This window comes from Inhella proteolytica, assembly GCF_016093275.1.
GTDB lineage: Bacteria > Pseudomonadota > Gammaproteobacteria > Burkholderiales > Burkholderiaceae_C > Inhella > Inhella proteolytica.
The window spans coordinates 30,544-48,171 of the sequence record NZ_JAEDAK010000010.1 but is presented as its reverse complement, the minus strand read 5'-3'; the positions used below and the strand labels follow the sequence as shown (position 1 = coordinate 48,171).

Here is a 17,628-nt window from a genome sequence, read left to right as displayed (position 1 = left end):
CCCCAGCGGTTCTCGCCAGGTCTGAGCCGGGCCAGGGCGCCATGGACTCAGCCTGCATGCGCGGCTCTTGTCATGGCGCGGGTATGAAGGAGCAGCCACCGGGTTCATGACGAACGGCTGCTCGGTTGGGCGAACAGCTCCTCGACGGCCCAGCGTCCGCGCGCGCGTGGCCAGCGCTCATGGACCTGTTGGGTTGCAGCACGCTTCAACAACTGCAGTTGGGCAGTCGGCCTGGCCAAAGCCTCGCCAGCGCGTTTCGCCAGGGCCGTGCAATCCAAGGGTCTGACTGTCAATCCGTTCTCTTCATTGCGCAGTGCCTCCCGCACCGGTGAGGTGTCGCTCCCAAGTACCAGGCACCCCGTCGCCATCGATTCCAACATTGACCAGCTCAATACGAAGGGGTAGCTCAGGTAGGTATGCAAACTCGATACCCGAAGTACCTGCTTGTAGTGCTCGTAAGGCAGCTTGCCCAAGAAGTGCGTTCGCGCTGGATCCAATTGGCCGCCTACCTCAGCCAGCATCTTTTCCTTCCAGTTCTTCGCCTCCTTGGGCCGTGAGCCATAGCTCACGTCGTTCCCGCCGACGATCAAGGTGTGCAGGTTCTTGTGCTCCCGCTGGATCGCCGGCAGCGCCCTCATGAAGGTATGGAAGCCCCGGTAGGGCTCCAGATTGCGCGCCACATAGGTCAGCACCGGCTGCTTGCTGGCGTTCGCCCGGAGCACGACCCCGCTGGGCGTCTTGAACTGCGCCTCGGGGTCCGGCCCCAGGTTCTCGGTATCAATGCCCTCATGCGCCACGGTGATCTTGCCGCGGTACTCGGCCGGGTGCTGGGCCTTCTGCCACTGCGTGGGGCTGATGCCGGCGTCGCAGTTGTGCAGGTTCAGCAGATGCAGCGCGTTCCAGGAACGGATGCGCGCGTAGTCGTCGAAGCTGGCCGGGAACTCGGGGTCGAAGCCGATGTCGGCGTAAGGCCAGTCGGCGCGGTCGATGTGGCTGAGGTCGCGGTTGGGCGGCGCGTTGTAGAACCACTCGCAGTAGTGCACCAGCCGCGTGTCAGGGAAGACGTCCTTGGCGTACAGGGTCTCGCCCCAGCCCGGGTGGGCCAGGATGGCATCAGGCCGCCAGCCCTTCTTCTTGAGGTTCAGCAGGATGCGCGCCACCGCCTGGCCGTGCAGCACGGCGTCTTCCATGCGGCGCAGATAGTGGTGCTGGTCCTTGCGGATGGGGCGGTGCGGCTTGTAGCGCAGCAGCTTGAGTTCTGGGCAGGCCGGCAGGCCGGGCGCGGTGTCGCGGCCGATGGCGATGACTTCCCAGCCCGGGCGTTTGGCCCATTCGGCCGCCATGTGCTTGAACTGGCCGGGGAAGTTCTGGTGGATCAGCAGGAGCCGCATGCTCAGCGCTCTTTCCCGGCTTCGTCCATGTGCTGCTGCACGGGGCTGAGCAGGTAGTCAATGACCCGCCGCTTGCCAGTCTTCACCTCGGCACTCAGGTTCATGCCCGGGCTCAGGGCAATGCGCTGACCCTCGATGCGCAGGCTGTCCCGATTCAGCTTCAGTGTGGCCATGAAGAGCGCGCCGCGCTTCTCGTCTTGCACCGCATCGGCGCTGATGCGCGTGACGGTGGCCGGCACGGTGCCGTAGCGGGTGAAGGGGAAGGTCTCGAGCTTGATCTCGGCCTGCTGGCCCACGCGCACGAAGCCGATGTCCTTGTTCTCCAGCGCCACCTCGGCGGTCACTTCGGAGTCGTGGGGCACGATGACCAGCAGGGGCTGGGCCGGGGTGACCACCCCGCCGGCCGTGTGCACGGCCAGTTGCTGCACGGTGCCCGCCACCGGGGCCTTCAGCTGGGTCAGGGTCTGGCGCTGGCCGGCCTTGGTGCTTTCTTCGCTGAGCTGGGCGCGCTTGAGGCTTGCATTGGCCTGGCGTTCGTGCAGGGTCTTGAGCAGTTCGGCCCGATAGGCGCTGGTGTTGCGCTGGGCTTCGAGCAGGCCGGCCTGGGTTTCGGCTTCACGGGCCTGGGCGGTGGCCAGGTCGCGCTCCAGCTCGATGCGCTCACGCGTGCGGTCTTGCGTGGCATGGCCGCCGATGAAGCCCTGGCCGGCCAGGGCCTGGTAGTCGCGTTCGCGTGCCTGGGCCAGGGGCAAGGTGCTGCGCAGCTTGGCCACCACCTGTTCGGCGGTGGCCAGCTCGGCTTGCTTGCGCTGGCTTTCAGCGGCCAGCTTGGCCTGCTTGGCCTGGATGTCGGCCCATTCGGATTGCAGCTGGGCCCGGTCGGCTGGGCTCAGGCCAGCCGTCTTGAGGGCTTGGCCATTGAGTGCCGCCAGCAGGGCCTGGGCGCGCAGGGCTTCGGCTTCGGCCGCCTGCAGTTCCTGGGCGATGCGGTTGGCATCGGCCCCCTGCATCGTGGCGTCCAGCTCCACCAGCAGCTGGCCGGCCTGCACGCGGTCGCCGTCCTTCACATGAATGGCCTTGACCACGCTGGTTTCCAGCGGCTGCAGGGTCTTGGTGCGTTCGCTCACCACCACCCGGCCCTGGGCCACGGCCACGATGTCCAGCTGGCCGAAGACGGCCCAGAGCAGGGCCAGGGTGAAGAGGGCGCAGATGGCGAGCATGAAGCGCCGCGGCGCCGGGTGCGGCGGGGTTTCCTGCAGGGCCAGGGCGGCGGGCAGGAAGGCCTGTTCGTCGGCCAGGCGCTTCGGGCCCACGAGTTCGTCGCGCTGGGCCCAGGCGGCAGATAGAACCGCGGCGTAACGGGCCAGCAGTTCGCGCACCGGGTGGCGCTGGACTTCGGTATTCGCGCTCATGCCGCGCTCCCTTCATCCAGGCCTTGGCTTTGCACGCGCCAGAGGTGTGCATACACCCCGCCGGGCTTCTTCAGCAGTTCCTCATGCGAGCCCATCTCGACGATGCGGCCCTTGTCCATCGCAATGATGCGGTGGGCCTGGCGCACGGCACTCAGACGGTGGGCAATGATGAAGACGGTGCGGCCCTGGCAGATGCTGCGCATATTGCGCTGCACGATGGCTTCACTCTCGTAGTCCAGCGCGCTGGTGGCCTCGTCAAAGATCAGCACGCGCGGGTTGGCGAACAGGGCGCGGGCAATGGCGATGCGCTGGCGCTGGCCGCCGGAGAGCGAACTGCCTTGCTCGCCCACCACGGTGTCGTAGCCCTCGGCCAGCTCGCCGATGAACTCGTGCGCGCCGGCCAGCTTGGCGGCCAGGATGACGGCTTCCAGGGGCGCGGCCGGGTCGGCGATGGCGATGTTCTCGCGCACGCTGCGGTTGAACAGCATGTTCTCCTGCAGCACCACGCCGATCTGGCGGCGCAGTTGGGCGGCGTCGATCAATGCGATGTCCTGGCCATCGACGCGCAGGTGCCCGGCTTCGGGTACATAGAGGCGCTGGATCAGCTTGGTCAGCGTGCTCTTGCCCGAGCCCGAGCGGCCGACGATGCCGATGATTTCGCCGGGCTGCACGTCCAGGCTGACGCCCTGCAGCACGGGGGCGGTGTCGGGGCGGTAGCGGAACTCCACGTCTTCCAGCGTGACGCGGCCCTGCACGCGCGGCAGCGGGCTCGCACTCTTGGCCGGCAGCTCGGTGCGGGTGTTGAGGATGTCGCCCAGGCGCGCCATCGAAATGCCGGTCTGCTGGAAGTCCGTCCACATCTGCGCCATGCGCATGATGGGTTGCGCCACGCGGCCGGCGAACATATTGAAGGCGACGAACTGGCCGACCGAGAGCTGGCCTTCCATCACCAGGTGGGCGCCGAACCACAGGGTGGCGGCGTTGACGACCTTGCCGATCAGGTTGATGCCCTCGTGGCCGTATGAGGCCAGGGTGTGGGTCTTGAAGCCGGCCGAGACATAGGCGGCGAGCTGTTCGTCCCAGCGCCGGGCCATTTGCGGCTCCAGGGCGCTGGCCTTGACGGTCTGGATACCGGTGACGGTCTCCACCAGCAGGGCCTGGTTCTCGGCGCCGCGGGCGAATTTTTCATCGAGGCGGGCGCGCAGGATGGGGACCAGGCTCAGGCTCAGGAGCGCGTAGAGCGGCAGCGCAGCCAGCACGATCAGGGTCAGCGTGACGCTGTAGCTGAACATCACGGCGATGAAGACGACCGAGAACACCAGGTCCAGCACGAGGGTGAGTGCATTGCCGGTGAGGAACTGGCGGATGTTCTCCAGCTCGCGCACGCGGGCCACCGAGTCGCCCACGCGGCGGGCTTGGAAGTAGGCCAGGGGCAGGGCCAGCAGATGGCGGAAGAGCTTGGCGCCGAGCTCGACGTCGATGCGGCTGGTGGTGTGGCTGAAGGTGTAGGTGCGCAGGATCGAGAGAGCGGACTCGAACAGCAGCACCACGACCAAGCCAATGACGAGCACGTCCAGGGTGGACAGGCCGCGGTGCACCAGCACCTTGTCCATCACGACCTGGAAGAACAGCGGGCTGATGAGAGCGAAGAGCTGCAGGAAGAAGGAGACCAGCAGCACTTCACCCAGCAGGCGCCGGTGCTTGACCAGGGCGGGGATGAACCAGCTGAAGTCGAACTTGCGCAGCTCGCCGGCCAGGGTGGCGCGGCTGGTGACCAGGATGAGCTCGCCGCTCCCGGAGTTTTCCCATTGGCCGGCGAAGACTTCGAGCGGCTCGATGGTCGGGCGGGCGGCTTCTGCGCCGGGGTCCAAGAAGAGCACGCGCTGGCCATCGCACTGGGCCAGCACGACCCAGCGTCCGTCGTTCAGGCGGGCCAGCGCGGGCAGAGGGACGAGGTTCAGGCGCTCGGTCGTGCTCTTGCTGCGCTTGGCCTTCAGGCCCAGGTGCTGGGCGGCGCGCAGCAGGTCTTGCTCGCGGACTTCAGTGGAAGGCGTCAGGCCCAGGGCATGGGCCAAGGCTTCCGGCTCGGCGGCCACCTGGTGCAGGCGGGCCAGGGTGCACAGGGCTTGGATGGCGGCGTGAGGCGCGTGCGCCGCGCGCGTGGATTCGTCCGGCGCGCGCGCAGGCGTGCCCGGAGCCGTGAGGCTGTGCATGAAGGGGAAACCAGGTGTGACGGGGTGAAGCGAAAAGATGCGGCGCCGCGTCTGGTGCACGGTTCACCGGGCCTTGATAAAGGCCTCAGGGCAGCGGGGACGAATTGTTTCTGGTGTGTTTCTGCGCCTCAAGCCCAGAAAGCGGGATTTGTGTAAGAGGGTGTTTCGAAACCCGCGAGTGAGGGGCCGCGAAGCGCGGAGCATGCGAATCATTGCGGCCGATCAACGATGGTTTGTTTTCGCTGTCAGTCATCAAGCCGCAGCACCGCGATGCCTCGCCTTCAAGCCCGCCAGCCCGTGCAGGAACTTGCACATCAGACTCTCGATCAAGCGCGCCGTTGCTCTGACAACTATGCGCGGTCACCCACTGAATGTCGCGATCGGAGAACCATCCGGCTGGCATCAAATCTCGAAGCTCGGCCAACTTGCCTCAAACCCCCAGGTGCCGGCTCAATTCGCTGGCACGAACTGCGACCTGAGCTACTCCGTGGTGGTTACGCACGCTGACGCTCTCGGAGATCAGCTTTGGCGACGCGTGGAGCGGTTCGAGTGTTGGACTCATTTGGACAAGGGCCAGTCACACCACGACAACTCCCCGGACTGTGATCCAAACAGCATGAGGCCACCCCCCCCAGTACATCAGCCTTAAAGCCACCTAGGGGCAGTTGCCGCCGAGCATGAGCACCTCCACCTCAAAGAGACTCACGGTGCGAGCGATGGAGACCCCTATCGATTGACCCAAAGGCTGATAGACATAGAAGGCGCGAGCTCGACGACGGCTCGCGGTATCACAGTCTTGGCCACGGAATCTGATCGGCAAAGTGTGTTGCCTTCAGCAGTCTTGCATGTGCATTCAAGGCTTGTCAGGTTGGAGCATTTCTGGATCGCCACTTCGATCCCCGGCAAATGCCCGTCACGCTCCACACAGTCGGCCTGAAACACACACCGCTCGCGGGCCTCCCTGCCCACCTTCAGCTCACTGGTTTCCAGCTTGTTGAACCCCTGGGGGCGCGCCCCTGGAATGCTGACTTCCACAGTGCATTCTTCAACCTCGCGGTGTGCCTTGAAGCCCTGGCCGAGCGAGTCCCGCCAAAGGGCAGGAAGCTCCTAATTGGAGAGGCCAGCAAGGCGCGCACGATCACAGAGCATCTACCTGCCCAGGCTCCATGTGAAGGCATTGCTCTGGCCGACCAGCCCAGTCTCTGGCCCATCGTGGCCAGCTTGAAGGTCGACGCTGCTGGCTCCGGCCTACTCGCCCTGATAGGTGCGGCCTACCTCCAAGTCGCCCAGGGAGGCGCAGCACTTGGTGAGCCCTTCCTGCAAGCGCTGCTTCAAGCAAGCGCAGAGAGTCAAAGGGGTTGTCCTGACACGCTGCAGGCAGCAGTCGGCGTGGCTTACCTAGCCTCTGGGCGCCTACTGCAAAGGGTCCACGATGAGCTGAGCCAAGGGAAGTACAGCCATAGATCCGCAAAGTCCACCATGGCAGAGGCCAAGGTGGAGAAGCGCTGGTGCGGGCAGTATCGAATTGACGTGGCCGGCAGCCTGGCGGGCATCTCAGGGCCGCGTGCGCTAACCCTTGATGACGTCAAACTGATGGCCGAGCGGATTTACCAAAAGGCCACTGATGGCCATGCAGGGAGCGTCACCACTGCCCTCGCGCATTGGGTTGGCATCGATGCCTGCGATTTGGTCCAGATCCCAATCTTTGCTCAGGGGCCTGGGCTCATTCGTCTAGACCGCTCGGGCGGCCAGCTCCTGATTGACCTGTCTGGCGTGCTCGTTGAGCTGGCCAAAACCGCACATGAGGCTGCACAACCTACTAGCGATGTGCTGAGGCTCCCACTGCTGAAGTGGATGGCGGAACAACTCAGGTACCTGCGCGCAGCCAATCCTGCAGCACTGTGCCTGAGTGACCTGCCTGGCCTCAGGCTGCCACGTGAAGGGCTACAAAAGTTGCATACCGACCTCGGGCTCGCGGATCGCTTTACTGCACCCAAGTTCGTGAAGGCCCGAGCCTTGCCATTGCTGAGTGAAGGTACCGACCCCCTGGTTACTGCACTGGCATGCTTGGACTTCAGCCGCGCACCCAAGGTGGCGTTTGCCTATCCCTGCATCTCCGCGGTTGAGGTACTCCAGGCGCAGGCACGGCGCGCTGAGCTACTGTCCTGGGGACCTCTGGCGCCATCATCGGTATCCAGTCAGGGCTACCTTTCAAAGGTCTCAGCTCCCCTATCAAGCATCGCTCGACAAGTCGAGGTGCTGCGACAGGAGGTAGAGGCGTCGCGTCCGGGGCCCAACTCAGGCCTCGACAAGCTGATCTCACATCACCAGGCGATGGTGACCTACTGCGCCTACTGCTTCGGCTTGGCCCTGTGCCTGCGAGCCCAGAAGACCACACTTCTACCCGCACAACTGCTTGATAAGTCGTTCTTGCGTGGCTGGACCGACAAAGCCACAAGCGACTCTCGGTCGACGCGAAGGGTGCTGCCGGTCGGCGCAACTTTGACCATGCAGCTGCACCTTCTTCGCGAGCATTACCAGTCGCTCCGAGGCCGCTTGGTGCGCCTGCAAGGCAAGGCGGATTTGGGAGACGCCCTAGGAAAGCTAGACCGCGTTCTGGCAGGCGACCCAGAAAGCGAGCTGTTGGTCGGGTTCAAGGGCCACAAGCTCGAGGCGTACACACCGCTGACTCTGGTCGAGCGATTGGGCGGGGATTGGGTAGGCAACAGGGACGCTCTGCGTCACGCAGTGCCGGAGCTGCTGATGAACGAGGGCGCTTCACTGGTCGAGCGCGAGGCGTTCATGCGCCACGCCATGGGAGAGCATGAAGTCCTATGTGGCGGCTCCTCATGGTCTGTAGAGGCTTGGCGCAATCACGCTGGGCGCCTCCAAGACATCCTGCTGCGCCATGTTGGCGTGCAGGCGATCGGGGGGTTGATCTGTAGCCTGGGGCGCACACTGTGAGCGCGCGCAAGTCCAGCGCGGGGTCTGCAAAGGGGGCCGGGGGATCCGCGGCAAAGAAGGCGGCTGTGACCAGCTCACGGATGAACGAGGACTACCAGTACTTTTCATCCGTCATCAATCGCTTGCTGCTTCAAGGCCCGAGGCAAGACCTTGCACCCGCCCAAGCGGCTCTGTGTGGCTTCCTGGAAGGCATCTGCCTGTTGGATGAGGCTCTCAGTTTTGCTGCTGCGCTGCCCGCCGCGGTGAGCACGGACGAAGACGTCTACGTGATCTTTGAGGGCCAGGGCAAGCGACCTCGATGCATCCAACTGGGGCCTGTTTCCCGACACATTCATGCCTGCCTGAATGGCCGCCAACTGAGCCTTGACGATGCGCGGTGCGTACTGCGTGAGTGGCTTGTGGAGCACGACATGCATGACGCCCGTCCAAGCGGAGATTCACGATCTCCGCTTGATCGGCTGCCGGACGCCGCAACAGCATTTTGGGAGCGGCACCTTCCCACAATGCTCTTGAACGACGCAATCTGCAGCCTGTCGATCACCCCGATCCGGCCACAGGCTCTGGCACGACTCGCCAGCGGCCAACCGCTACTTCAGGCGGACGGCCTGCCCACGGGTTTGGGGCTGGGCTTGGCTTGCTCGCTCTTGACGCAAGCCGAGCTCAGCTCAGGAGCCAGTCGTGTCGCCCGTCAGATCGAGACCATCATGAATCCGAGAGACGGGTCGATGGCCAAGGCCCGCGCCCAGCAGTTGAATCAGCTACAGGGGCTTCTGGACGACGCTCTCGATGACCCAATCGGCTCGCTCCTCCTTGTTCTCGCTGAGGGCATGTGCACAAGGGGAACCCTGAAGGAACCCAACCCGTCCCACTCAATCACTTCAAGGTACACGCGAGAAATCGCTCGCATGGCCCGCGCGGCGCCCGAGGTGGTTGCACAGGTCTTTCATCTTGAGCCCAAAGCTCGTAGTGCGGCATACGAGGAACTGCTCCAACATTGCGGCGACCTGAGTGACGCTCGGGCGGCCATCTCGACGCTCGACATGCACCTCTGCAATGCAACGGGGGGCGAGCCAGCTACTCGGTTGCGCGGTGAAGCGGTTCCGCACACACCTTCGGCATCCAAGATGCTCTGGCCACACGAGTGGGCAAGTCTCATTGAGCTCTGCCCACGACTCGGGGCCACCCCCGCAAGTCAGTTGGTGATCAAAGCACTGGTCTGCGCTGCAGATGAGCGGCCGTTTCGCCCGGGGGATGTGATCAGCGCTCGGATGGAAGACCTGGAAATCTATGAAGACCGCGTCGTGCTGAATCTGCGTCGCCGAGCGAATGAGAAAGATGCAAAAACCGACGCCGCTCTAGGTCCGACCGAGTTCATCGCCTCTTCGGCCGTCGCGGCCTGGAAGGCCTTGTTTAAGTTCCGAGAAGTACGCGGCGCGACTCCCTCTCAGCCACTGTGGGATCGAGACAAATTTGAGGCCAAGCGGACTTTTACCCGCGCCTGCCGCGCAATTGATCGCGCAATCAAGTCAATTACGGGCGACGGGTATGAGTCCTTCTACTCCCTGCGCCACTCTTGGTTCAGTCATCAGACCGTCCAGGCTCTCTCCCTCGATCCCGCAGCGGCCAATCGTGCCTTGAAGCGGATTTCTGCGAAGGGAAAGCACAGCAACTTGAGCACAACCATCAGGCACTACTTTCATTTGCCGATGGGACCGAACCACCGGGCAACTTGGCAAGCATTGCAGGGTTTCATCACCACAGAGGCTGTCGTCACTTGGTCCAACTTGTCTCACGCATGCGTCTACCAGCGTGTTCATCGGGGGCGGCTGGACGAGAAGGACGGTCTAGCCGGACTCTTTATGCAGAGCGCACCGCGGGCCTCCACTGTCAGGAAGCTCACTGATTGCCATCGGTGCACCCCTGACATCGCTGCGCCCCAGCCCGATCGGCTGAGCCTGCAGGACGTGGTGGCATGTTTGCTTTCGATTCAGTCGCTCGACGATGCCGCGCCAGAGAGTGGGCATGCGGCCATTCCGAATCGTCTGCTGAGCAAATTTGAGAGCCGCGTGGCCGAGTTGCGGGCCAAGTACTCAGATCAATGGAGCGGTCCGCTGCGAGAAGCCCCGGTTCAGCAGCCAAAGCTTGATTCGATCGTCAAAACGCTAGGCCGACCAATGGCGGCCTCGATCCGGAGCGGTGCCGCGACGCTTTGGCGAGACACAGCCCAAGGCGGATTCCTGAACTGCACAGCACCCGCACACCTGCAGGGATGGCTTCGCTTTTTTGCGAACTGCGAGGTTCCCGCCAGCAGGTTGCTGCTAAGGATCGACCCGTCTCAGCGCGATCGAGTTGAATTTCTGATCGCGACCTTTGAATCTGTCTATTGCTGCCGCCCGACGATTGACCTCGTGCCAGCCGGAAAAGGTCGGCCACCTGTCTACCTGCTGCTTTCGAGCCAGGCACCGCGCCATGACAGGTGCATCCCCTCAGCAGCGCTGAACATGGTCGGCTTTCACACAGTGCTGTTGGCCACTTGCATCTTCTGTGACCTTTCGGCGCCAGAGGAGGTTGCATGAATGCGGCCCTGCTGTTCAAGGTGCTGGCAGGGCTTGCCGGTGAAGAACTGCCCATCGACGAGATGGTTGCCGATGCGAACCGAATTCGCGCGTCGGTCACGGAGCTACTGGCTGCTGTGCATTACCGGGGACCAGTCAGCGTGCGGCTCGTTGCGGAGCAGGCAGAGCGCATCTTTTGCATCTACGTCGACGCGCGGTTCCTCGGCCAGATCGACTTCTTCCCATGCCGTCCACGGGCCTCATCGGAAACCGAGCTGGCGGCCCAGGTCATCGAAGTGACGATGATCAACATCGGTCGCCTGCGCGCGGAGTTCGGCGCCATCACGGCCATGCAGCTCGACGAAATCCTGAAACAGACACGCACTGCGAGCTCAGCGGTGATTCGAGCGCTCTGCAATCAGCTTGGCAATGGGATCCGCGTGAGAACCACCGACGGAGACTTCGAACTAAGGATGCAGACAGAGAGGGGACGCACGATTGAAATCAACCCTCGACCGCATCACGGCGTCATCACTGCTGTCGGACCGCGCGAGATGACGCTGCTCCCATTTAGGAAGCGATCCATGAAAAGGACGTGCCTGCATCCGATGCGCGTCTTGGTGCCGAGTTCGCTGGCTGGGGTCTTTGACGCCAAGACCGTGCTTGAGACATACGTGATGCAAGAGGCGCACGTCACACTTCAGTTGCAGGAGGAGGTCGTAGTGAGGATGCGCAAGCATCGGACACTGGTCCTCGCGGCCTGGCCTCCAGCATTGCCTGTCTCGTTGGCCAGGTGAGGCCTCCGGCAGTTTGGGAACACCCATCTGACAAACAGGACTCGTGAGGCATGCCTTGCGTGGCAAACTCGGTCCGAGGTCATTTAGCGCAATCTCCTATGAGACTGGCCTGCTTACGACGTGTGGAGCTCAATTGAGATTGCTGGAGATCCAGCATTTTTTTCAGCTTCGTAATGCGGGGGTTCGACTCCTCTCACCGGCACCACAAAACTCCAGTTGCAACAAGGGCTTGGCTTCGGTCAGGCCCTTTTTGTTTCTGGGCCGTGGGCTACGCGCAGCCCTGCAGTGGCCCATCGGCAGCCTATTGCTCACTCATTTGCCGCCCGCGCCTCAGCACGCGGCATCTTTGCAAGTGTCCCCAGAAGCGCCGTGGCGGGCGGTCAATCGAGCGCCGCAGGCTCGCTCTCCGTGTGCCGGTCCGGCTCTGTGGTGCGAAGGAGTTCGTTCAGCACGGAAGTGGCGTAGTTCCCGGCGGGTAGGGAAAAAGTGAGCACCAGCTGGTCGGGCTGCAGCCACTCCCAGGCCAGGTCCACCGGGCTGGCCACCAGGGCGCGGCGCTCCTGGTCCAGACCGGCATGCTCCAGCCCGTTGCACAAGATGGCATGCCGTTCGGCCACGCCGTTTTCCAGGGCCTGGGCTTCATCGGTGGAGCTCACGCGGCCGCGACCCCAGAGGGGTCCGGTGGGGCGGCCGGCCTCGTCCATCACGTCGCCGGGCAGGGTCTTGCCCCAGAGCCCCTGCTGGATGCGCAGCGCCAGCACCTCGTTGAAGACGAAGGAACGCACCGCCGAGAGGTAGATGCCCTTTTTCTTCGGGTTGCGCACGCGGATTTCGCGCGCCAGCATGGCCCGGCCTTGCTCGACGTTGCCTCCCTCGAAGCCGAAGCGCTGGGCGCCGAAGTAATTGGGCACGCCCTGCGACGCCACCGCCTTCAGGTTGGTCTCGATGCCGCCACGGTCGCCGCTGACCTCGCGCAGCACGATGCGGAAGCGGTTGCCCTGCAGATCGCCGGGGCGCAGCTTCTTCACGTGGCGGCTTTGGCTCAGCACCTTGAATTCCGGGTGCTGAAGCAGCGTCAGGTCGCGCGTCTCGCCCTTTGGCAGGTAGAGGCTGAACCACTGCCGGGTGATGGCGTAGCGGTCCTTGAGGCCGGCATAGCCCACGTCCCACTCGTTCACGCCGGCGGCTTCAGCCAGCTGTTGGGCCACGAAGGCGGTGTTGGCACCGTTCTTCTCGACCTCCACCCAGATGTGTTCGCCCGCGCCGGAAGGCAGCTGCAGCGGCAGTTCGGTCACGAGGAAGTCCTCGTTGAGGAGCTTCAGGGTGGCGCTGGCGCCGCTGGCGGGGTAGGCAGTGGGCCACTGCGGCAAGCTTGTGTAGTGAGCGTCGGTCATGAGCGGTCGGACGGCGCCAGCTGTCGGTCGTCGGGGTTGCCCAGCCGACCAGGTGCCATCCAGAAGGGATGGCGGGCACTGTAGCGAGCAACCGATGAAACGGCGCCCATGCCGCCGGAGCGGGGCCTCAGGGACCGAACGAGGTCCTGGGTCCGCGGCGCCACCGGGCGGCCGACCGACTTGGCCTCACGCCGGCGCGGGCGCTCAGAGCCAGGCCCAGAGCCGGCGCAACCATTGGGGCCGGAGGTCGCGGCTGGGGCGGTAGTGTTGACGCAGCAGTTCTTGGGTGCTCATGGGGCTTCCTGGGGAACGGTGGGACGCAGCAGGGGTTCGATGCGCTGCCCGTTGACATGGGGCTGGCCATGGATGACCTCGATGCGCATGGCACCGAAGCGGCTGTGCCAGACCATCGACAAGCCCTCCGCCGGCGCCAGCCCGGCTTGCGGGGACGGTTCCGGCGGCAGGGTTTGAGGGCTTGATGGGCTGTTCATAACTTCAGTACTGTGTATGCATACAGTATGTCGAAGGCCGGTCGGTTCGGCAAGGGCTCGGCCCCCCCCAGGACAAGCGAGCCCGCGTGACAAGTGCCCCGCTGAGCGCGGGTTTTCCCTTGACTGACAGGCGCCGTCTGTACCCGTATATTTGTATGCACTGATATACAGATTCAAGCAGTCCCAGCCCAAAGCGCGGTCGGGTCTGCACAGCAGGAGCACCCGTGAGCCCCGAACGAAGCCCCCAGGGCCGGCTGATCAAAGCCCCCGAGAACTTCATCGACGCCGATGGCGTGCGCCAGGTCTTTGCCGAGGCCAAGGAGGGCCGGCGCGACTTCCTGCGCAAGGCCTTCGTGGCCGCCGGCGCGGCCGGCGCCAGTGCAGCAGCCCCGCGCGCCCTGGCCACCGCCAACCCGGTGGACCCGCAGGGCGGCGACCCCAACATCCTGGAGCTGCCGGAGCACAGCCGGGGCCTGGGCCAGCCGGTGGCCACGGACGGCTACGGCAAGCCCTCGAAGTACGAAGCCAATGTGCAGCGCCGCCAGAGCCCGGGGCTGACGCAGACCACGCAGGCCTCGGTGTCCTTCGCGCCACTGCAATCGCTGTTCGGCATCGTCACGCCCTCGGGGCTGCACTTCGAGCGCCACCACCAGGGCTGGTGGGACATCGACCCCTCCAAGCACCGGCTGATGATCAATGGCTCGGACGAGCGCCTGCTCAAGAAGCCGATGGTCTTCACGCTGGACGAGCTGATGCGCCTGCCCTCAGTGAGCCGCTTCCACTTCATCGAATGCGGCGCCAACACCGGCATGGAATGGGGCAATGTGGCGGTGCCCACCTGCCAGTACTCGCACGGCATGCTCAGCTGCAGCGAGTTCACCGGCGTGCCGCTGAAGCTGCTGTTCGACATGGCCGGCGTGGACTACAAAAAGGCCCGCTACGTGCTGGGCGAGGGCGCCGACGGCTCCAGCATGACGCGCACGCTGCCGATGGAGCTGGTCGAATCCGGCGAGGTGCTGGTGGCCTACGGCCAGAACGGCGAAATGCTGCGCCCCGAGAACGGCTACCCGCTGCGCCTGGTGGTGCCGGGCGTGCAGGGCGTGAGCTGGGTGAAGTACCTGCGCCGCATCGAGGTGGGCGACCAGCCCTACGGCGCCAAGGACGAGGTGCTGCACTACATCGACCTGATGCCCGACGGCCGCCACCGCCAGTACACCAGCATCCAGGAATGCAAATCGGTGGTGACCACGCCCTCGGGCGGCCAGGTGCTGCTGGACAAAGGCTTCTACAACATCACCGGCCTGGCCTGGAGCGGGCGCGGCAAGATCAAACGGGTGGATGTGTCGGTGGACGGTGGCCGCAACTGGCGCAGCGCGCGCCTGGAAACCCCGGTGCTCAGCAAGTGCCTGACGCGCTTCAACCTCGACTGGGTGTGGGACGGCAAGCCCGCGCTGATCCAGAGCCGTGCCATGGACGAGACCGGCTATGTGCAGCCCAGCTACCGCCAGCTGCGCGCCGTGCGCGGCACGCGCTCGATCTATCACAACAACGCCATCCAGACCTGGCTGGTGCAGGAGAGCGGGGAGGTCAAGAATGTCCAGCTCGCTGGCTAAGCTCTTCATCGCGCTGGCCGTCGGCAGCGCCGCCGCCCAGCCCTACCCCAATGTCGGCCGCCCGGCCACGGCCAAGGAAATCAAGGCCTGGGACATCGACGTGCGGCCCGACTTCAAGGGCCTGCCGCCCGGCTCCGGCTCGGTGGCCAAGGGCACCGAGGTGTGGGAGGCCAAGTGCGCGTCCTGCCACGGCGTGTTCGGCGAAAGCAACGAGGTCTTCGCCCCCCTGGTGGGCGGCACCACCAAAGAAGACATCGCCAGCGGCCGCGTGGCACGCCTGACCGACCCCAGCTTCCCCGGCCGCACCACGCTGATGAAGCTCTCCACGCTCTCCACGCTGTGGGACTACATCCACCGCGCCATGCCGTGGACGCAACCGAAGTCGCTGACGCCGGACGAGGTCTACTCGGTCACCGCCTACCTGCTCAATCTGGGCGGCGTGGTGCCGGACGACTTCGTGCTCAGCCAGCAGAACATGGCCGAAGTGCAAAAGCGCCTGCCCAACCGCAACGGCATGCGCACCGACCACGGCCTGTGGCCCGGCAAGAGCCCGGGCAATGGCGGCAAGCCCGACGTGCAGGCCACGGCCTGCATGAAGGATTGCGGCCCCGAACCGCAGCTGGCCAGCTTCCTGCCCGAGCACGCCCGCAATGCCCACGGCAACCTGGCCGAGCAGAACCGCGCAGTGGGCGCCCAGCACGGCGCGGACACCACGCGCCCCGCCGGCGCCCCGCCCAGTTTGCCGGCGCCGGCCAAGCCGGCCGCTGCCGCGCCTTCCCCCAACGCCGCCGCCCTGGCCAAGGCCACGCAGCACAGCTGCACCGCATGCCACGGGGTGGACAAGCCCATCGTCGGCCCGGCCTTCAATGCCATCGCCAAGAAGCACGCCAGCCGCGGCGATCTGGAGGCCTATCTGCAGCAAAAGATCCGCAGCGGCGGCCAGGGCGTCTGGGGCGCGGTGCCGATGCCGCCGCAGACCCTGCCCGACGCCGACGCCGCCCTGCTGGCCGCCTGGATTGCCGCGGGCGCCAAGCGCTGAACCCACAGCCCGAGATAACCCCGGCTTGTGATGATCTGAATCAATTCATTAGCATGCGCTGAACAAGGAGAACCCCATGCACACCCGACGCAAGCTGCTGGCCGACTCGGCCAAGGTCATGGCCCTGCTGGCCGGCGCCGGCCTGCTGCCCCAGGCCGCCCAGGCGGCCTGGACGCAGGCCGCCTTTGAGGCCAAGACCGTGGCCGACGCCATCAAGGCCCTGGGCGGCGGCGCCCCGGCGGAGAGCAAGGACGTCACCATCACCGGGCCGGACATCGCCGAGAACGGTGCCGTGGTGCCGGTGGGCGTGGCCACGGCGCTGCCTGGCGTCAAACGCCTGGCGGTGCTGGTGGAGAAGAACCCCAGCACCCTGGCCGCCGTGTTTGAGGTGAGCGACGCGGTGGAGGCCAGCTTCAACACCCGCGTGAAGATGGGCCAGTCCTCCAACGTGCTGGCCGTGGCCCTGATGGCGGATGGCAAGGTGCTGTTTGCGCAGAAGGAGATCAAGGTGACGCTGGGGGGCTGCGGGGGCTAAGCCCCGCTGGCCGCACCACCCACCCGATCCAGTCCAACGCCCAATTTCAAGGAGCACTCCATGCCCGATCCGATGCGCATCCGCGCCCAAGTCGCCGGCGACAAAGCCACCGTCCGCGTCCTGATGGCCCATGAAATGGAAACCGGCCAGCGCAAGGACGCCGCCGGCAAGCCCATCCCCGCCTGGTTCATCCAGGAGGTGAGCGCCACCCACAACGGCAAGCCCGTGCTGAGCGCGCAGTGGGGGCCCTCGGTGTCCAAGAACCCCTTCCTGCAATTCGTCGTCAAGGGCGCCAAGGCGGGCGACAAGATCGCCATCAGCTGGAAGGACAACCGCGGCGAGACCCGCAGCGACGAAGCCGTGGTGTCCTGAGCAACGCGCTTTCACCCCCACCCTGCAGGAGACCCCCCGATGCAGCACAAGCCCTTTGCGGTGCTCGCCGCCAGTGCGATCGCCCTGATCGCGGTGAGCGCCCCCGCGCAAGAGAAATCCGCCGCGGACGGCATTGCCGAGTACCGCAAGATGCTCGAAGACGGCAACCCGGCCGAGCTCTTCGAGGCCAAGGGGGAGGACCTGTGGAAACGCAAGCGCGGGCCCAAGAACGCCACGCTGGAAGCCTGCGACCTGGGCAAGGGCCCGGGGGTGGTGAAGGGCGCGTTTGTGGAGCTGCCGCGCTGGTTTGCGGACACGAACAAGGTGCAGGACCTGGAGTCACGCCTGCTCACCTGCATGGAGCGCCTGCAGGGCATCGACCCCAAGACCGTGAGCGAGGAGCGCTTCGGCCGTGGCGAGCAGGCCAATATGGAGGCCCTGGTGGCCTGGATCTCGGCTTCCTCGCGCGGCATGAAGATGAACCTGCCGGCCAGCCACCCCGAAGAGAAGCGCTTCTATGAGCTGGGCAAGCGGGCGTTCTTCTACCGGGGCGGCACGCACGATTTCTCCTGCGCGTCCTGCCACGGTGAAGACGGCAAGCGCATCCGCCTGCAGGACCTGCCCAACCTCACCAAGAACCCGGGCGACGGCGTGGGCTTTGCGGCCTGGCCGGCCTACCGCGTCAGCAGCGGCGAGCTCTGGAGCATGCAGCGCCGCCTGAACGACTGCTTCCGCCAGCAGCGCTTCCCCTACCCCGGCTATGCCTCCGAGGTGACCATCGCCCTGGCCAGCTTCATGGGCATGAACGCCAAGGGCGCCGAATCCATCGCCCCCGGCATCAAGCGCTAAGGA

13 protein-coding genes are annotated in these 17,628 nt (G+C 65.1%); 8 read left to right on the top strand and 5 right to left on the bottom strand.

Features of this window, described 5'->3' with window-relative positions; genetic code table 11:
- Positions 1-104: 104 nt before the first annotated feature.
- From I7X39_RS14655 to I7X39_RS14645, 3 genes are read right to left on the bottom strand one after another with little or no spacing between them, the layout of a single operon-like run.
- Positions 105-1,391 carry a glycosyltransferase family 4 protein gene (locus I7X39_RS14655; RefSeq protein WP_198111917.1) on the bottom strand — a complete coding sequence of 429 codons (1,287 nt, stop codon included), beginning with the start codon at positions 1,389-1,391 and terminating at the stop codon, positions 105-107.
- 2 nt (positions 1,392-1,393) lie between these two features.
- Positions 1,394-2,803: an HlyD family type I secretion periplasmic adaptor subunit gene (locus tag I7X39_RS14650; RefSeq protein WP_198111916.1), complete on the bottom strand. Its 1,410-nt coding sequence runs from the start codon at positions 2,801-2,803 to the stop codon at positions 1,394-1,396.
- Complete coding sequence (locus tag I7X39_RS14645; RefSeq protein WP_198111915.1) at positions 2,800-5,016, bottom strand: type I secretion system permease/ATPase; 2,217 nt, start codon at positions 5,014-5,016, stop codon at positions 2,800-2,802. Before I7X39_RS14645 ends, I7X39_RS14650 begins: the two co-directional genes overlap by 4 nt.
- 906 nt (positions 5,017-5,922) lie before the next feature.
- Between I7X39_RS14645 and I7X39_RS14640 the strand changes: the two genes are divergently transcribed.
- From I7X39_RS14640 to I7X39_RS14630, 3 genes are all read left to right on the top strand, one after another.
- Entirely contained in the window at positions 5,923-7,980 is a 2,058-nt protein-coding gene (locus I7X39_RS14640) for a hypothetical protein (protein WP_198111914.1), read from the top strand.
- A gap of 80 nt (positions 7,981-8,060) precedes the next feature.
- Positions 8,061-10,556 (top strand): hypothetical protein, encoded by a 2,496-nt coding sequence (locus I7X39_RS14635; protein WP_198111913.1) that lies wholly within the window; start codon positions 8,061-8,063, stop codon positions 10,554-10,556.
- The gene (locus I7X39_RS14630; protein ID WP_198111912.1) at positions 10,553-11,332 is read left to right on the top strand and encodes a hypothetical protein; all 780 of its coding nucleotides are present in this window, start codon (positions 10,553-10,555) and stop codon (positions 11,330-11,332) included. Before I7X39_RS14635 ends, I7X39_RS14630 begins: the two co-directional genes overlap by 4 nt.
- 380 nt (positions 11,333-11,712) lie before the next feature.
- Here the strand turns inward: I7X39_RS14630 and truD are convergent, their stop codons facing one another.
- Positions 11,713-12,726 (bottom strand): tRNA pseudouridine(13) synthase TruD, encoded by a 1,014-nt coding sequence (truD, locus tag I7X39_RS14625; RefSeq protein ID WP_198111911.1) that lies wholly within the window; start codon positions 12,724-12,726, stop codon positions 11,713-11,715.
- Between the two features lie 290 nt (positions 12,727-13,016).
- Positions 13,017-13,217, bottom strand: a complete 201-nt coding sequence (locus I7X39_RS14620; protein WP_198111910.1) for a hypothetical protein — start codon at positions 13,215-13,217, stop codon at positions 13,017-13,019.
- 224 nt (positions 13,218-13,441) lie between these two features.
- Here I7X39_RS14620 and soxC point away from each other — a divergent pair, with 224 nt between their 5' ends.
- The 5 genes from soxC (at position 13,442) to soxA (ending at position 17,625) form a co-directional block, all read left to right on the top strand.
- A complete protein-coding gene (soxC, locus tag I7X39_RS14615; protein ID WP_310739929.1) occupies positions 13,442-14,830 on the top strand; it encodes a sulfite dehydrogenase in 1,389 nt (462 codons plus the stop codon).
- On the top strand, positions 14,811-15,869 hold the full coding sequence (locus tag I7X39_RS14610; protein ID WP_198111909.1) for a c-type cytochrome: 1,059 nt from the start codon (positions 14,811-14,813) through the stop codon (positions 15,867-15,869). The genes soxC and I7X39_RS14610 overlap by 20 nt, the downstream gene beginning before the upstream one ends.
- Before the next feature lie 76 nt (positions 15,870-15,945).
- Positions 15,946-16,404 carry a thiosulfate oxidation carrier protein SoxY gene (soxY, locus tag I7X39_RS14605; RefSeq protein WP_198111908.1) on the top strand — a complete coding sequence of 153 codons (459 nt, stop codon included), beginning with the start codon at positions 15,946-15,948 and terminating at the stop codon, positions 16,402-16,404.
- Between the two features lie 60 nt (positions 16,405-16,464).
- Entirely contained in the window at positions 16,465-16,776 is a 312-nt protein-coding gene (gene soxZ, locus I7X39_RS14600; RefSeq protein ID WP_198111907.1) for a thiosulfate oxidation carrier complex protein SoxZ, read from the top strand.
- A gap of 39 nt (positions 16,777-16,815) precedes the next feature.
- A complete protein-coding gene (gene soxA / locus I7X39_RS14595) occupies positions 16,816-17,625 on the top strand; it encodes a sulfur oxidation c-type cytochrome SoxA (protein WP_198111906.1) in 810 nt (269 codons plus the stop codon).
- Positions 17,626-17,628 lie beyond the last annotated feature (3 nt).

Excerpts from the sequence above, each read along its gene's own strand:
- soxY (WP_198111908.1), top strand. The coding sequence starts at position 15,946 with ATGCACACCCGACGCAAGCTGCTGGCCGACTCGGCCAAGGTCATGGCC.
- I7X39_RS14635 (WP_198111913.1), top strand. The coding sequence starts at position 8,061 with ATGAACGAGGACTACCAGTACTTTTCATCCGTCATCAATCGCTTGCTG.
- I7X39_RS14610 (WP_198111909.1), top strand. The coding sequence starts at position 14,811 with ATGTCCAGCTCGCTGGCTAAGCTCTTCATCGCGCTGGCCGTCGGCAGC.
- soxA (WP_198111906.1), top strand. The coding sequence starts at position 16,816 with ATGCAGCACAAGCCCTTTGCGGTGCTCGCCGCCAGTGCGATCGCCCTG.
- I7X39_RS14640 (WP_198111914.1), top strand. The coding sequence starts at position 5,923 with ATGCCCGTCACGCTCCACACAGTCGGCCTGAAACACACACCGCTCGCG.
- I7X39_RS14645 (WP_198111915.1), bottom strand. The coding sequence starts at position 5,016 with ATGCACAGCCTCACGGCTCCGGGCACGCCTGCGCGCGCGCCGGACGAA.
- I7X39_RS14650 (WP_198111916.1), bottom strand. The coding sequence starts at position 2,803 with ATGAGCGCGAATACCGAAGTCCAGCGCCACCCGGTGCGCGAACTGCTG.
- I7X39_RS14655 (WP_198111917.1), bottom strand. The coding sequence starts at position 1,391 with ATGCGGCTCCTGCTGATCCACCAGAACTTCCCCGGCCAGTTCAAGCAC.
- soxZ (WP_198111907.1), top strand. The coding sequence starts at position 16,465 with ATGCCCGATCCGATGCGCATCCGCGCCCAAGTCGCCGGCGACAAAGCC.
- I7X39_RS14630 (WP_198111912.1), top strand. The coding sequence starts at position 10,553 with ATGAATGCGGCCCTGCTGTTCAAGGTGCTGGCAGGGCTTGCCGGTGAA.
- truD (WP_198111911.1), bottom strand. The coding sequence starts at position 12,726 with ATGACCGACGCTCACTACACAAGCTTGCCGCAGTGGCCCACTGCCTAC.
- I7X39_RS14620 (WP_198111910.1), bottom strand. The coding sequence starts at position 13,217 with ATGAACAGCCCATCAAGCCCTCAAACCCTGCCGCCGGAACCGTCCCCG.